General features: G+C 45.9%; 16 protein-coding genes. 11 read left to right on the forward strand and 5 right to left on the reverse strand.

Annotated elements, in window-relative coordinates:
* Positions 1–175 precede the first annotated feature (175 nt).
* On the forward strand, positions 176–487 hold the full coding sequence (locus C9I98_RS08655) for a hypothetical protein (RefSeq protein WP_107271865.1): 312 nt from the start codon (positions 176–178) through the stop codon (positions 485–487).
* Here C9I98_RS08655 and C9I98_RS08660 read toward each other — a convergent pair.
* Positions 484–996, reverse strand: coding sequence for a hypothetical protein (locus tag C9I98_RS08660; protein ID WP_051902428.1), 513 nt, complete (start codon positions 994–996; stop codon positions 484–486). The two genes, C9I98_RS08655 and C9I98_RS08660, sit on opposite strands and share 4 nt — an antisense overlap.
* A gap of 111 nt (positions 997–1,107) precedes the next feature.
* Entirely contained in the window at positions 1,108–2,088 is a 981-nt protein-coding gene (locus tag C9I98_RS08665; protein ID WP_036826433.1) for a GlxA family transcriptional regulator, read from the reverse strand.
* Between the two features lie 150 nt (positions 2,089–2,238).
* On the opposite strand from C9I98_RS08665, the gene C9I98_RS08670 reads away from it, so the two are divergent.
* Complete coding sequence (locus tag C9I98_RS08670; RefSeq protein WP_036826432.1) at positions 2,239–4,095, forward strand: beta-ketoacyl synthase; 1,857 nt, start codon at positions 2,239–2,241, stop codon at positions 4,093–4,095.
* A gap of 135 nt (positions 4,096–4,230) precedes the next feature.
* Positions 4,231–5,055 carry a PfkB family carbohydrate kinase gene (locus C9I98_RS08675; protein ID WP_245907118.1) on the forward strand — a complete coding sequence of 275 codons (825 nt, stop codon included), beginning with the start codon at positions 4,231–4,233 and terminating at the stop codon, positions 5,053–5,055.
* Between the two features lie 75 nt (positions 5,056–5,130).
* Here the strand turns inward: C9I98_RS08675 and C9I98_RS08680 are convergent, their stop codons facing one another.
* The 3 genes from C9I98_RS08680 to C9I98_RS08690 form a co-directional block, all read right to left on the reverse strand.
* On the reverse strand, positions 5,131–6,423 hold the full coding sequence (locus C9I98_RS08680; protein WP_107271866.1) for a DEAD/DEAH box helicase: 1,293 nt from the start codon (positions 6,421–6,423) through the stop codon (positions 5,131–5,133).
* Positions 6,424–6,572: 149 nt separating this feature from the next.
* Positions 6,573–7,316: a DeoR/GlpR family DNA-binding transcription regulator gene (locus C9I98_RS08685; protein ID WP_036830975.1), complete on the reverse strand. Its 744-nt coding sequence runs from the start codon at positions 7,314–7,316 to the stop codon at positions 6,573–6,575.
* 51 nt (positions 7,317–7,367) lie between these two features.
* Positions 7,368–8,075, reverse strand: a complete 708-nt coding sequence (locus C9I98_RS08690; RefSeq protein WP_036830976.1) for a glycerophosphodiester phosphodiesterase family protein — start codon at positions 8,073–8,075, stop codon at positions 7,368–7,370.
* A gap of 265 nt (positions 8,076–8,340) precedes the next feature.
* On the opposite strand from C9I98_RS08690, the gene C9I98_RS08695 reads away from it, so the two are divergent.
* From C9I98_RS08695 to C9I98_RS08730, 8 genes are all read left to right on the forward strand, one after another.
* Entirely contained in the window at positions 8,341–9,357 is a 1,017-nt protein-coding gene (locus C9I98_RS08695; RefSeq protein ID WP_036830977.1) for a C4-dicarboxylate TRAP transporter substrate-binding protein, read from the forward strand.
* Positions 9,358–9,456: 99 nt separating this feature from the next.
* Positions 9,457–9,918 carry a TRAP transporter small permease gene (locus C9I98_RS08700; protein ID WP_036830978.1) on the forward strand — a complete coding sequence of 154 codons (462 nt, stop codon included), beginning with the start codon at positions 9,457–9,459 and terminating at the stop codon, positions 9,916–9,918.
* A gap of 12 nt (positions 9,919–9,930) precedes the next feature.
* Positions 9,931–11,214 carry a TRAP transporter large permease gene (locus tag C9I98_RS08705; RefSeq protein ID WP_036830979.1) on the forward strand — a complete coding sequence of 428 codons (1,284 nt, stop codon included), beginning with the start codon at positions 9,931–9,933 and terminating at the stop codon, positions 11,212–11,214.
* A 93-nt stretch (positions 11,215–11,307) separates the two neighbouring features.
* On the forward strand, positions 11,308–12,093 hold the full coding sequence (locus C9I98_RS08710; RefSeq protein ID WP_036830981.1) for an HAD-IIB family hydrolase: 786 nt from the start codon (positions 11,308–11,310) through the stop codon (positions 12,091–12,093).
* A gap of 228 nt (positions 12,094–12,321) precedes the next feature.
* Positions 12,322–12,678 carry a YibL family ribosome-associated protein gene (locus C9I98_RS08715; RefSeq protein ID WP_036830983.1) on the forward strand — a complete coding sequence of 119 codons (357 nt, stop codon included), beginning with the start codon at positions 12,322–12,324 and terminating at the stop codon, positions 12,676–12,678.
* A gap of 133 nt (positions 12,679–12,811) precedes the next feature.
* Positions 12,812–13,390 carry a nucleoside triphosphate pyrophosphohydrolase family protein gene (locus tag C9I98_RS08720; RefSeq protein ID WP_036830985.1) on the forward strand — a complete coding sequence of 193 codons (579 nt, stop codon included), beginning with the start codon at positions 12,812–12,814 and terminating at the stop codon, positions 13,388–13,390.
* Positions 13,391–13,412: 22 nt separating this feature from the next.
* Complete coding sequence (locus C9I98_RS08725; protein ID WP_036830987.1) at positions 13,413–14,744, forward strand: MATE family efflux transporter; 1,332 nt, start codon at positions 13,413–13,415, stop codon at positions 14,742–14,744.
* A 165-nt stretch (positions 14,745–14,909) separates the two neighbouring features.
* Positions 14,910–15,731: an alpha/beta fold hydrolase gene (locus tag C9I98_RS08730; RefSeq protein ID WP_107271867.1), complete on the forward strand. Its 822-nt coding sequence runs from the start codon at positions 14,910–14,912 to the stop codon at positions 15,729–15,731.
* Positions 15,732–15,774: the final 43 nt, after the last annotated feature.

Below are 15,774 nucleotides of genomic sequence, written 5' to 3' on the forward strand. Positions count from 1 at the left end.
TTTAGTGTTTTCGTTTTTTGGTCGTAAACGATTAATTCTTTGAATATGTATTCACGTTTTCTATACCTGATTTAACTTTTATTTTATCTTTATTTGATGCTATTCAGCTGTTGTTCAGTGTATATATTGATGATTATTTTCAATTTTAACCGACTGTATCTCATTGTTTATTAATATGGTTCGTCCGCAAACTATAGCTGAAATTAAAGATGTCTTGTTATATTTACAAGATGCCCAAAAAACACAAAAAGCAGCTGAAGATGTTCAACAACAGCTGTCATATTTGCTGAATGAAATTTTGCAATTGAGCGAAGGAGATACTGAATCAAGCCAGTATGAGAAAGACATCTTGCTGATTTTGCGACATAATTTTGGCGCACTGCCTTCTTCATCGGTCACTTTGAAAGCGTCTGCCAATATCATTGCTGATAAGATTCGTAGTGATGGGTATAAAGCACAGGAAAGCGAGCTGGATCTCGCAATTTAGCGGTGATGCTCACTGACGCAGTTGGTAAATTGGCTGATGTCATTACTGTCAGCATTGAAGCGATAATTCTCGTCATACCCCCGCAGTTCAAAATGGCCATAGTCTTGGCTAACTAGGCGGGTAAACACATCAAAAGCCTGTTTCTGGCTTGTTCCTCCTAAGATCACTAATCGTGTCACTGTATGTTTGGTGCCATTATTCCGCCAATTAGCGGTGAATACTTCCACTGGATAGCCCGAACGATAGTAGCCGATATTTTCAAAGCCAATTGGGTGGCTGATATCCGCTTTTACCGCAACATAGCGTTGGCGAAGGGTATTGTTCGTAATAAGGGCTACTTGCAGGTTTGCTACAAACTTTTGATGTTCGTTCTTAACAAGGTGATAGATATCTAACCGACAGGTATCAGCAGTTAAAGATGTACTGCTGGTCGGCAGTATTTCTGCTTGTGTGAATTGAGGTAAAGCGCCAAGAATGAAAAAAATGCCGAATAAGCCCAAACGACACATACTGCTGTTCCGTTAACTTAGATACAGTAAGCATAGTGCGACAGCATAAGTGAGAACTGTATCATTACAGCAACAAAAAGATTTTAGTGTCCATCATTGCGAGCGGCACTGTTAAGGATTGTAGATTTTTGTTTTTACCATCCGTCGGTACTCAGTAGGGCTAACATTCAACTGTTTCTGAAAACGGGTGGAAAAGTGATGGGCATCTTTATAACCCACTTGCTCTGCCACATCTTGTATCGACATACCAAAATCGCGGAGTAGCTGTTGTGCGGTGTCCATCCGTAATCGCTGCAAGAACTGATGCGGGGTTTCACCAACTTGATCTTTGAATTTACGGTTGAAGGTACGAAGTGGTAATTCACAGTGATCCGCGACAGCTTGTGCTGTAATTGGCTGCGATAAGTTTCGTTTCATCCAATCTTGAGCAAGTGCAATAGATTCGTCGAATTGCAGTTGCCCACCAATTTGATAGAAGGGCTGTTGGTTAGACTTCGAGATCTCATGACCAAAATGGGTCTCAATCGTGTTGGCTGTCTTCTGGCCAAAGTACTCCGCGATCAGGTAAAGCACCATTTCAGATTGCGAGTTAATACTGGTGGTACAGTAAATATCGTTCGCGGCAGTGATAGAAGCTTGACGATTTAGCTGCACATTAGGGTAGCGGCTACTGAAGTTATCGAAGTAATACCAATGTGTGGTTGCAACTTGGTGATCGAGTAAGCCTGTTTCTGCCAGCCATATTACCCCAGTCCCTGTTGCCATCAATTTAGCCCCTTTCTGATATTGTGCTTTTAGCCATGGCACGATAAACGTTGAACGGCGGACTGATTGCAACGGGTTTCCCCACATTGGCGGTAAGATGAGGATGTCAAAGGCCGGTTCGTCATCATCGTAAGTCATATCAGGTTGGATCTTGATCCCCGCCGTCACTTTTGTAGGTGCCAGCGTTGGGGCGATCAACTTAATGTCGAATGGGGATTCCCTTTGCTCCTGGCGAGGACGAAGGCTAGCGGCGCTACTCAACATTTCTGCTGCTAATGAGACGCCTGTGATAAGTGCCCGATCATAAAGAAGAAATCCGACGTTCATTCGTTAGTTCCTGTTGTACGAATTATCACCAAAATGATAATGATTACGATGAATTGGCATATATGGCAGTGATAATGGCACAAATACATAGTGATTGAACAGTGTAAATTGTTAACCTAACCGTCTCAAAAGTATTGATGTAGGTTTAGGATGACAAAGTTACCTTTAATTGTCGGCTTTGGTGGAATTAATGCTGCTGGTCGTAGTTCTGGCTTTCACAGCTATAAGCGTATGGTGTCCGATGTACTGCCTGAAGCAGACATGCAGTCAACATGGCAGGATCTCGCTCAGCGTATGGGGCTGTCAGATGGCTTAGCCGTGGATGCCGAAGTTATCGAAGCGATTAAAGCGGGTACGCTGGTTCGTCGTATTGAATCATTCAATCCTGATCAATTGCTATATCAATACAAAGCAACACTAAAGAGCGAGAGTGAACAAGAGCAGATCTCATTCTCGCTACGTAAATCCAAGCTACCTACGCGTATCCCTGAAAACTGGCAGGTTGAAGAGCAGGGTAGCAAGGTCAAGATTACGGTGACTGGCGAACTCAATGCGTTGCTCGAAGATCGTGTTGCATTTCCTGTAACCAGTGGCGGTAATATCCCTCGTGGCTTCGATCCAGGTAAACTTTATAATTCACGTTTCCACCCACGTGGATTGAAAATGACCGTGTACGGTGCATCTGATGCACTTAACTCAATGGGTCTTGATTGGGACGAAGTCTTAAACCATATCGAGCCGGATCAAGTTTCTGTTTACGCGGGCAGTGCACTGGCTCAAGTTGATGACCAATCGCTTTCGGGTATGCTGGCTGCACCGTTAACCGGTGGGCGAGTAAGCACAAAGATGATGGCACTGTCATTGGCTGAAATGCCAGCTGACTTCATCAATGGTTATGTTATTAATAGCATTGGTACCACGGGCACCAATATGGGCGCGTGTGCTACGTTCCTTTACAACCTGCGTCAGGGTATGAACGATATCCAGCAAGGTCACTCCAAAGTTGCCATTATTGGTAATGCTGAAGCCCCGGTTGTTTCTGAAATTATGGAAGGTTTCCGGGTGATGGGTGCCTTGGCGGAAGATGAGCAACTAAAAGCGCTTGATGGCAGTGATGTTGTCGACAACCGCCGTGCATGTCGTCCTTTCTCGTCAAATGCCGGCTTTACCATGGCGGAATCGGCACAATTTGTGGTGCTAATGGATGATGAGTTGGCACTAGAATTGGGTGCAACGGTTTATGGTTCGGTTGCTGATGTATTCATTAATGCCGATGCCAACAAAAAGTCGATTTCTGCACCTGGTGTTGGTAACTATGTCACGGTGGCTAAAGCAACAGCACTGGCACAAGCGATTCTTGGTAAAGATGGCGTCAAGCAGACTTATGTTCAAGCGCACGGTACGGGTACACCACAAAACCGAGTGACTGAGAGCCATATTCTGAATGAAGTTGCGAAAACATTCGATATCGAGAACTGGCCGGTTACAGCGGTGAAATCTTACCTCGGTCACTCAATGAGTACTGCCCCAGGTGATCAGCTGATTGCATCGCTAGGCGTGTGGAAGTACGGTTGGATCCCGGGTATACAAACGATTGACCATATTGCCGATGACGTACACCAATCTAATTTGAACATTTTGACTGAGCATGCTTTTGCTGGTGAAAAGGGTGAAGCTTACAAAGCGGTTATTCTAAACGCGAAAGGCTTCGGTGGTAACAATGCCTCGGGCTTAGTACTTTCGCCTCAGCAAACCATGGCGATGCTTACCAATAAATATGGTACAGAAGCCATTTCTGCTTATCAGGCGCGTAACGATCAGGTGCAGAAAGTGGCTGATGCGAATGATAAAGCAGCGTGTTCTGGCGAGGAGCATATTCGCTACCACTTTGGTGAGAGCATGATGGATGAGACATCTGTAGCGATTTCACAAGATGCGGTATCCCTTTCGGAGTTTGCTAAGCAGATCCCGCTGGTTCAAGAGAACCCATTTAAAGACTATCAATAATGATGAAATACTACCGAGTATAAAGCCGGTCTTTATCTTGGTAGTATTTTACAAATAGAAAGGCTATAACTTGAATGAGTTATAGCCTTTTTGTTTCTAAAAGGCATAGAAGGGAGAAAGCCATTGGCCAACATCATGCTACTTGCGAATCTCAATTGTGATCGCGTATTGCAACTAGAAGAGTTACTCGAAGCTGGTGGTCGACACCATTATCAAGACAAAGGGCGTCGCCTTGGCGGTGGTGGAGCAAACACAGGGCTCGGGCTGGTATGGGCTGGGCATAATGTTGCATTAGTCAGCCAAATAGGGCGTGATGAAACTGCAGATTGGTTACTGGCCGAAGCGAGTCTTCAGGGGCTAAATTGTAGTTTGTTACAACGTAACGATATTGCGACACCGGAGCTGATGTTGTTGATGACGCCTGATGGCGAACGAACCATTATTCGTCCGGCACGTCCGGATTTCGTGCTGGGTGAATGCCCAGACTTTTCTAAATGGGATGCACTCTACGTTAATTCTTCTGCTGACGGTATTTCAACATGGTCGGAAGTCGCTATCCGGCATTCGCTGGTCGTGGCTCAACTACCAAAAACAGATTGCGCTAGACCTTGCCATGTATTGATAACCTCATCGTCGGACTTAGCGGGCAGAACAAGCCAATTACCTTGGCAGTATGCACAAAGCATCGCTGGCTCAAACCTACAGTATTTCATTGTGACGGATGGCGAGAAGGGGGCGACGGCTTATTGCGCCGATGGTGAATCTTTTGTACCTGCCTGTGCGGCCAATGTTGTTGATACAACCGGCGCCGGGGATGCATTTGCATCTGGCCTAATCAATGGCCTACTCAATAACAAAACGATTGAGCAAGCAATGGCAGATGGCGCAAAGTGGGCATCGTTTGCCGTTGAGACTGAAAGCTCAATACCGGGCAAGGCACTGAAACACTATTTGTCTTAACGGTTATGAATTATATGAGATATAAAAAAGGGAAGCGGCTGCTTCCCTTTTTGTTATTAACAAGTTAGCTGAAAATTATTTCTTCAGCTTAGTGATACGAGACTTGTTCAGTACCGCGCGGCGTAGTCGTGCACGGCGTTCCGCATCTGATTGAGCCGTTGGGTTGTTAGTGCGACCACGGCGGTCTTTGAATGCAGGTTTCGAGTGCATTTTCTCAAGTAGGGCATCGCGGCTCTTTGGCTCATAGCCTGCAAGCTGAATTCGGCGAATACGCTGCTTGATAAGCTTTTCAATCTGCACAAGTGTTAGCTCTTCTTCGCGGCTAACGAAAGACACCGCGTGGCCTTGCATACCTGCACGGCCGGTACGACCAATACGGTGTACATAGTCTTCTGCTAGGAACGGCATATCGTAGTTAACAACGTGCGGCAGTCCTTGAATGTCTAGGCCACGTGCGGCAACTTCGGTAGCGACCATTACACGCGCCTTGCCTTCTTTGAACTCATCAAGGGCACGACGGCGGGCACTTTGCGCTTTGTCACCGTGGCAAAGCACAGCCTTGATACCGTCAAGTTTTAGCTCTTTTACCAGCTCGTTAGCAGTTTCTTTGTAATTCACAAACACCAGCACTTGTTGCCAGTTTTTCTTACCGATCAGTTCAGAGAGTAACTCGCGTTTGCGATCTTCATCAACAGGGTACACCACGTGAGCAACCGTATCTGCCGTTGCGTTTTCAGTGCTTGCAGAAATGCGCTTAGGCTTGCGTAGGATTTCGCTTGCTAGCTTATTCATTTGGCTTGATGTCGTGGCCGAGAACAGCATGGTTTGCGGCTGGCTACGCACATCACCCATGATCAGGCGGATATCAGAAATGAAGCCCATATCAAGCATACGGTCAGCTTCATCGAAAACGAGAAACTCAAGGTTAGCGAGTGATACGTTGCTTAGTTCCATGTGCTCAAGCAGACGTCCAGGTGTCGCAACAAGAATATCAAGACCCTGTTCTAGCTTCTTCTCTTGGGTACCCATCTTGGTGCCGCCATAAATCGCAGCCACTTTGATATCAGTGTACTTGGTGTAGTCTTCGATGTTCTTGGCAATCTGCGCGGCCAGTTCGCGTGTTGGTGCAAGGATAAGCGCGCGAATATTAAAACGGCTCGCGGCTTTTGGCTTATCAAGTATCTGCTGGATAATCGGCAAAGAGAAAGCCGCGGTTTTACCCGTACCTGTCTGGGCATTGGCAAGAATATCGTTTCCGCGACGCGCGTGTGGGATCGCTTGTTGCTGAATTGGCGTTAATTTCTCGTAGCCACACTCATCGAGTGCGCGCACAATTTCTTGAGAAAAGTTTTGTGATGCAAATGACATTCTTATTTCCTAAAGCAGACGGCTTAGCCTGACCAAAATTACGGTCGGTGATTATAGTGCAATAAGCTTAAGATGTGTGGACTATTTTAGAATAATCGTATAATTTTCGTACGAATTAGCACGTATTTTCCAAGTAACTCCTTGGTAAGTTATTCATCTTGCAGCAAATGGATGTTCAAATCGCCCGGTAGACTGCATTTGTTGGTGTAGATCCGATCAAAGCTTGCGAGAGGGGCGACTTTCACTGCTGCAAACCTGGACCACTTGCTGGCATCGGCAACCAACCAAGTTTGGCGTGAATTTGCGATAATGGCTTGCGACAGATCCGCTTCAAGCGACTCATGCTCCATCGCGTGATGGCTTTCGGTAACAGAGCCGCAGCCACAAATGCCGATATCGGCTTCAAACCCGCCAAGGTAATCAATGGCGCTACTGCCCATGATATCCTGGTGTTCACGGCGCATAAGGCCACCTGCCAGATACACTTCGATATGCTTGTTAGCCTCTAAGATCTTAGCAACTTGCAGGTTGTTGGTGATAACACGAAGTGACGTTTTCCCCAGTAGGTGCTGGGCAATTTTGGTCACTGTGGTACCAATTCCCATCATTATGGTGGATCCATCTGGGATACTGTGCGCGACAGCCTCGGCAATGGTTGTTTTTGCTGTCGATTCGACTTCAGAGCGGAATAGGTAGCTGGTATTGGTTAATGTTGCAGGTAAGCTGACGCCACCATGAACACGGCGAGCTAATCCTTGCTCGCAAAGCTGATTAACATCTCGTCGAATGGTTTGGGTTGTAACAGAAAACAATTCAGCAAGATGATCAATTTGTACATCCTCATTGGCTTTTAGCGTGGCGAGGATCTGCTTTTGACGGTGGTTCAGTTCCATGGGGTATCCGTTTTCATTCTAGTGGCGCTGTAAATAAAACACTCAGTAGATTTAGTCAAACGAATCTGGGTTATCGGTGATGATATTGTCGACACCCATTTCTTTGAAGTGTTGTGCTTTTTCAGGCTGGTTCAACGTCCAAATCATCAACGTTAGCTCTTCTTGCTTAATGCTCTGTGCAATCTCTGGCGTTAGGATGTTGTGGTCCATATGAACACTGAAAAGCTCCAGCGCGACTAGAGAATCAAGGCTGAAATCATTCCAAACTTCACAAATAAAACCGCGTCGTACTTCTGGTATTAGCGTTTGGCAGTGCAGTAGGGCGTTTTTATTGAAGCTTGAAAGTAATAGCTTATCGATTGGAAACTGGGTCGTTTTGATAAGCTTAACAACATGTTCCACCAAGGGAATCGCTTCCACATCGTTATGGATTTTGAGCTCTAGGTTTAGAGTGAGGTCCAGGCGAAGGCAGGTTTCTAGCGCTTCGGCCAAGGTTGGGATTGTCTCACCGGCGAAGTCTTCGCTGAACCAGCTGCCCACGTCGACAGCCTTCAACTCTTCAACTGACATCTCACCAACCTTACCTTTGCCGTTTGATGTGCGGTTGACGGTCTTGTCGTGAATAACAACTGGCACTTTATCCGCGCTCAGCTGAGTATCAATTTCAACCCAGTTCACTCCCGCTTTCGCAGCAGCTTCAATGCCTGCAAGGGTATTTTCAGGGGCTAATAGCGCGGCACCGCGGTGACCAGTAAGCATAAATATTCTCGTCTATGTTCATTTGAAAGTGTGAGTAACGTTAATACCAGTGTATTACAGAAGTATTACACCAAAGTCATCTTTATATTGTATAAGCGAAAATAACAACTGCTTGCTAAAATTAGGTGGATCATCACAAAAGCGAGCAAAAAATATAGGTATTTTCACTTTGTTGTTTGTAATGTTCATATGAGTGTCATATTTCGGCGACATACTGCTCGCCATCTTAATACCACCAATGAAAATGAATTTAAGGTGATTTGATATGAAAAAGCTACTAGGTACGGTACTTACAGCGACTGCGCTGCTTGTGGGTTGTGGTGAAGCTGATAAGGGCACCTCAGAGGCTGCGGCGGTTGAGCCCATCGATATTAATATGAGTTTAGTCTTCACTCAGAATGAGTTGCTAACTCAAGAGCTGATAAAGGTCACGGACAAGATCCGTGAGCGTACCGACGGTGGTGTGAACATTAAAGTTTTCCCTGGTGGCCAGCTACCTGTTTACAAAGACAATCTAGAGCAGGTTGTTAACGGTGCCAACTGGATTGCAGTCGAAGATTTGACTTACCTAGGCGATTACGTGCCAGACTTCGCTGCACTTGCTGGCCCGATGCTTTACAACACCTATGACGAATACCTAGCAATGATGGACACTGAGTTCGTTGCGGGCTTGAAAGACCAAGCTGAAGAGAAGGGCATCAAAGTACTGAATGCTGACTACATGTTTGGTTTCCGCCACATGATCACAAACAAAGAGATCGTGAACTCTGAAGACATGAAAGGCATGCGCATCCGCGTTCCTCAAAGCCAGCTATTTATCAGTACACTATCAGCCATGGGTGCGGCACCTGCATCGCTACCATTCCCAGAAACTTATGCCGGTGTTCAGCAGGGTGTCGTAGATGGTCTTGAGGGTTCTATCCTGACTATGTACTCAACCAAGATCTACGAAGTGGCGAAGAACATGTCGCTAACCAAGCACTTCCTAGGCTCGGTAGGTATCTACATTTCACCAAGTGTGTGGGATAAGTTCACTCCTGAGCAACAGCAGATCATCAACGAAGAGCTTGAGGCGGGCGTTGAATCAAATACTTCTGAGCTTGTTAAGCTAGATGCGGAATACACCCAGAAGCTTGAAGAGCTAGGTGTGACGTTTAATGAAGTGAACGCTGAAGAATTCAACAAGCTAACTGCTGATGTGTACAACCAGTTCCCAACGTGGAGCGAAGGTATCCACGCGACTATCATGAATGAACTAGAAACCATTCGTGCTGCTCAGTAATACCTTTTAACTTCTGGTTTTAACTGCACGGTTTGGGCCAGAGTTTCATGAATTGCCTCTAGTACCTCTGTGCTGGAGGCATTTCATTGGAGAAATAACGTGTTTTTTCTGAAGAATATTGAAGAAATCTTAGCCTCTATTGCTATCTCGATCACTGTGCTGGTTGTGATTGTCAATGTTGTGCTGCGCTACGGGTTTGGTTTTGTTGTGCCGTGGAGTGAAGAACTGTCGGTGATCTGCTTTATTTGGGCAGTGTACCTGGGCATCAGTTCTTGCTATAAGCATAAGCTGCATATGGGCGTCGACGTGGTTGTTGCCATGTTGCCAAAGAAAGCCAAACGTCCTTTTAAATTGGCCGTATCGGTATTCCTTCTTGGGCTAAATATTCTGATGGCGGTATTGAGCTACCAATACATGATGCTGTCAAACAAAGTCACTCCGGTTATGGGGATGTCTTATTTCACCATTAATGGTGTGCTGTTCTTATGCTTCGTGCTGATGGCCATTCACACCGTCAAGTTCATTGCAGATGACGTCGCAGCGCTTAAGCGCCCACATTAATTAGGTGTGTTCATGGAAAGCTATCTACCAATCATTATTCTTTTTGTTCTGTTCCTGCTGAACATACCTATCGCTTTTTCTTTGATTGCATCTTCAATGGTGTATTTCTTATTTTTGAATAACTCGATCCCTGTGAGCTTGGTGATGCAACGCTTCATCAGTTCAGCTGAGTCGTTTCCGTTACTTGCCATCCCATTTTTTATCATGGTTGGATCGGTCATGAACTACGCGGGGATAAGCCGGAGCCTGTTGGCTTTCGCTGATGCCATTATCGGCCATCGCACCGGTGGTTTAGCTCAGGTCAACGTGGCACTGAGTACATTAATGGGCGGGATATCTGGTTCGGCCAATGCGGATGCTGCTATGCAGTCTAAGATCTTGGCACCAGAAATGACCAAGCGTGGTTACGACTTGCCGTTTACCGCAGCCGTTACCGCCGCATCGTCGAGCATCAGCCCTGTTATTCCTCCTGGCATTAACCTGATTATTTTTGCTCTGCTGGCTAACGTATCTGTACATCAGATGTTTATTGCCGGTTATGTACCTGCCTTCTTGATGGCAGCGTCTTTGATGATAACCATTGCGTTTATTGCCCGTAAGCGTAATTACAAGCCATCGCGTACTGAACCTGCATCTGCTGGCGAGCGTTGGGTTGCTTTCTTGAAGGCGATTCCTGCGTTGCTTATTCCGTTCGGGATCATTCTTGGTATGCGTTTTGGATTGTTCACTCCGACCGAAGCCGGTGCGATTGCGGTACTTCTGTGTACCATTATTGGCGTATTTGTTTACCGTCAGTTGGAGCTGCGCCACCTACCTATGATCATGCGTGAAACCGTGCAAGGCACAAGTAGTGTTATGTTCATCATTATCGGTGCAATGGTTTTTGGTTACTACATGACCCTTGAGCAGATCCCGCATAACGTTGCATCAGCCTTGATTGAGCTTACCGATAATAAGCTACTTCTGTTATTGCTGATTAATGTGCTGCTGCTCGTGGTCGGTATGTTCATTGAGGGTGGTGCAGCCATGATTATCCTGACACCGCTGCTACTGCCTGCTGTATTGAACTTGGGGGTTAACCCGGTTCATTTCGGTATCATTGTGATCGTTAACATCATGATTGGTGGCGTAACGCCGCCGTTTGGTTCCATGATGTTTACGGTCTGCTCGATACTCAAGGTAAGGATGGTTGACTTTGTTAGAGAAGTGCTGCCGTTGTTATTGGCCCTGTTCTCAGTGCTAATGCTACTTACATTTTCTGAAAGTTTGGTGATGTTTTTACCGAATTTGCTTTAACACGCAGTTTATAGAGTAAGGCCTCTTGTTTATAGCAAGTAAGTTATAGCAAGAAGGGGGCATAAACTGTGCGACGTAATATAGAGGTTTACGATGAATTCAATCACCAATGAATTGAACAGCGACTGGAAAGAAGTCGATTGGGTATTAACGGATGTCGATGACACATTGACATGGCACGGCCAGCTGCCTCCAGAGACATTGGTTGCATTGCAAACCTTGCGTGATGCAGGCAAGAAAGTCTTGGCGGTAACCGGGGCATGTGCTGGTTGGTGTGATCATATTGCACAACTTTGGCCTGTTGATGCGGTACTGGGTGAAAACGGTGCGGTTATCATGGAGAAAAAAGGTGGTTTTTTGACCTTGCGTTCTGACACACCGCTAGAAGCCATCCGTGACAACCAAGCAAAATTAAAAGCGCAAGTGCTGGAGATTTTGGCTGACTATCCTGATTTGTCACTGACTTTGGATCAAGCCTACCGCTTGTGTGAAGTTGCGATAGATATCGGCCAGAACCGCCCGAAAGTCGATGATGCGATTATCGAAGAAATTGTGGCTAAGATTCATGCCCTTGGTGCACACGCAACGGCAAGTTCAATCCATATTAATGCTTGGTATGGTGAGCATTCGAAAAAAGCGACAGCAACGGCCTTTTTGAAAGAGAAAGGGCTGACTGACGAGGAAATTGTTCGTCATGCCTGCTATGTAGGTGATTCAATGAATGACCAGTACATGTTCGAAATTTTGCCAAAAAGTGTGGGTGTGGCCAATATCCGCAATTACTGGGAACGCCTAGCATTCCACCCAAGTGTGGTGATGGATAACCCAGGGGGCTATGGTTTTGCAGAGTTTGCAAATAAGCTATTGGCATTAGATTAAAATCCCACATTAGCTAGACTGGGCCACAAGTGTGTTTTCATACTTGTGGCTTTTTTGTTTGGTCTAATCGAGGGATATCACCAAGCTATTCCAAGAGGTAGGTTAGTTATCTGAATTTTTTTGAATTCTTACTACAAAAGTTATCCTCTTGATATATACTGACGCGTTGAACAATCATTTTAGGCGTGCTTTGCCTAATGTGTTGTAGATTGATTTTAAGGTAACAGCATGAATTTAAACCAAGAGCTTCAGCTAGCAAATAACCGTTTGGACAAACTGCGTCGTAAACTGGCTGGAGCACTCGATCGTGGCGATCAAGCCATTGCTGGTCAGGCGAAACAAGAAATTGAAGATATCAATAAGAAGATCCATGGCCTGAAAACCAAGCAAAAGCGTGATCTTGGCAAAAAGGGCGCTGATGTTACATCGCTTCCTTTCAAGCGTGCGCTAACAAAAGCAGAACAAGCAGACATGGGCAAACTGAAGAAATCAGTGAAAGGTCTGGTTGTTGTCCACCCAATGACGGCGCTTGGCCGCAGCATGGGCATTAAAGAAGTAACGGGCTTTGCACCGAAGGCGTTCTAATTGCTTTTTAAAATATCAGCCACTATAGGTTGATAGAGGATCAGTATCTGTCGTTGACTGATACTGATTTTTTTTGTCGGTCTTAGCGTATCTATCGCTAAGCGAGTAATACTTTTCTTACAAGGAACATTGCATGAAGTTGGCTGTTTTAGATCAAGCGTTGTTTGACCACCTATACCGTGATATCCATGAATTCCGTAGTACTTTTGACCTGGATATCGAGTCGCCATCAACCTTGAACGAGCAGGCAGATGCATTGCACACGTCATTAGCAGTTGAAGAAATGACGGAATTGGCAGAAGCAGATTCTTTGGTTGAGCAAGCTGATGCTATCGTCGATTCAGTTTATGTATTGATGGGGCGCTTGGTGCACCTAGGTGATAAAACCGTTGAAGCAAATATCGGTATCAGCTACCTGATTGATCTTCTGCTTCAAATTGCACAACGCTTGAATATCGACTTTGTTACTTGCTGGGATGAAGTGCATTCAAGCAACATGAGCAAAGTATGTCGCAACGAGCAAGAGTTTGAAGAAACCAAAGCACACTATGCAGAGCAAGGTGTTGAGATTGTAGGCAGCCAAAAAGGCGCGTTCATCATTGCGAAGTGTGCAAAAGATGTAGACCTTGGCGGTAAGCTAATTCGTCAGGGTAAAGTTCTTAAGTCGGTTTACTACCGTCCAGCTAACCTAGTTAAGCTAGTAACGGTTTAAGCCCAAAACTAAGGTGGTTTAAATGGAGGCAGCTTCCGGTTCGCCGAGCCTCGGACGTCAACTTTATCAAATGACATGGCCTATGTTGTTTGGTGTGTTGTCACTGTTAAGCTTCCAGTTGGTAGACAGTGCCTTCATTGGTCAGCTAGGGGTGTCCCCACTTGCTGCGCAAGGCTTCACGCTGCCAATGCAAATGGTCATCATCGGTTTACAGGTTGGCCTTGGTATCGCCACGACCTCATTGATCTCGCGAGTTTTGGGGCAAGGGGATTGTCAGCGGGCTAAGCAGCTTGGTGGTTTGGTTGTCGTGACAGGGGCGGTTAGCGTCTTTGCGATCTGTATGCTGATTTGGGTCACTCGTGGTGCCATTCTGTCATTGTTAAGTGCGCCTGCTGATGTGTATCCGATTATTGATGACTACTGGCCAGCATGGTTATTGAGCTCTTGGACAGGGGCGATGCTGTATTTTGCATACAGTTTGTGCCGCGCCAATGGCAATACGATGCTTCCGGGTATCATGATGGTGGTGACCAGCATCTTGAATATGGTATTGGATCCACTTTTCATCTTTACCCTTGATATGGGCTTGGTGGGCGCAGCTTGGGCTACCGTGATTGCTTTTGGCATTGGTATGCTGGCGGTCTTCCCGAAGGTGGTGCAGCGTCATTGGCTCACTTTTGATTGGAGCGGCCTTGATGTCACTCAGTCAATCAAAGAGCTTTGGAATACCATGGCACCAGCTATGCTGAGCCAACTACTTCCGCCATTATCGTCAATGCTGGCAACGAAATTGGTTGCTAGCTTTGGTGCAGCAGCTGTTGCTGGGTGGGTGCTTGGTTCTCGATTGGAGTTTTTCTCTATCGTGATAGTGCTTGCTCTGACTATGTCGATGCCGCCGATGGTGGGTCGAATGCTTGGTCGAGGTGAGGTGCAGAATATTCGCGCTCTGATTCAGATTGCTGTGCGATTTGTGTTGGTGTGGCAGTGTGTTATCGCGGTGATCTTGTTTGTTCTAACCCCAGTATTAACCGGGTTGCTTGCAAGCGAAACAGCAGTACAAGATGTGCTGGCTCTTCATTTATTTTGGGTGCCAATCAGCCTTGGGCCATTAGGTATATGTATGTTGATGGTGTCAGTGTGTAACGCATTGGCTATGCCAATGCGTGCATTGTTTATTTCGGCCCTGCGTCTGTTTGTTTGCTTCTTACCCATGATTTGGCTTGGTGCTTACTTGGCTGGTTTGGAAGGGCTGTTTATTGGTGCCATGGTCGGTAACGTGTTTGCCGGTGTGACTGCGTGGGTATTTTACCAACAGGGTGTCAAAGTCATTGAAGAAAAATCGTTAGCCGAATAACGGCTTTTCTTAGGCGCTCTTCTAAGACGTTCTTTTAATAGAATGGTACATAAAAACACCTGCCAATATTGGCAGGTGTTTTTTTATGTTATATCCAAGTGACTTGCGTTTTGGCAGTCAGTACAATGGCGAGCATTGAGTCGTATTCAAAAGGATATAAAGCGAATGGCAACACATAACGTTGGCACGCAGACCATGCATTACCTTGATATTGGCGAAGGACCAGTGGTGGTATTGGGTCATAGCTATTTGTGGGATAGCCAGATGTGGGCACCACAACTTGAGAGTTTGAGCCAATCTTTTCGCTGTATCGTACCTGACTTCTGGGCGCACGGTCAGTCTGATAACGCGCCAACAACAACGCGTACTTTGGCCGATTACGCCAGCGATGTGCTTTCTTTGCTCGACGCACTGAATATTGAGCAGTTTTCATTGGTCGGCTTATCTTCAGGCGGAATGTGGGCCACAGAGGTGGTGATCAAAGCGCCTTCCCGTGTTCAGTCACTGGTTCTACTGGATAGCTTTGTTGGCTTAGAGCCTGAAGTTGTTCATACCAAATACTTTAACATGATGGAGCAGGCAGATAATGCCAAGGCACTGACGCCTGAATTTATCGACTTTTTTGCCGAGCTTCAGTTTTCGCAAGCTGAGTCAGAAGAAAAGCAACTACAATTGGCCAACTTCAAGCATGTACTTGCGAACGTTGATGCAGACAAAGCGGCAGGCATAGCCCAAGCTGGCCGCATGGTATTTGGTCGTCGTGATACCTTCGAGATGGCTGAAATGTTCGCATTACCGACGCTAATTATGGTAGGTGCTCAAGATAAGGTGAGGCCTGTACTTGAGTCGCAGCTGATGCATGATGGCATTACGGGAAGTGAATATTTCATTATTCCTAATGCGGGCCATATTAGTAACCTAGAACAACCATGGTTAGTGACTGAAAAGTTAAGGGATTTCCTATCTCGCCAACTGCTTGCAAACTAGTTCTTATATAGCTAGCGTAGTTAAATCAAGCCATAAAAAAGCA

Origin of the sequence: Photobacterium sanctipauli (assembly GCF_003026495.1) — a bacterium.
Taxonomy (GTDB): Bacteria; Pseudomonadota; Gammaproteobacteria; order Enterobacterales; family Vibrionaceae; genus Photobacterium; species Photobacterium sanctipauli.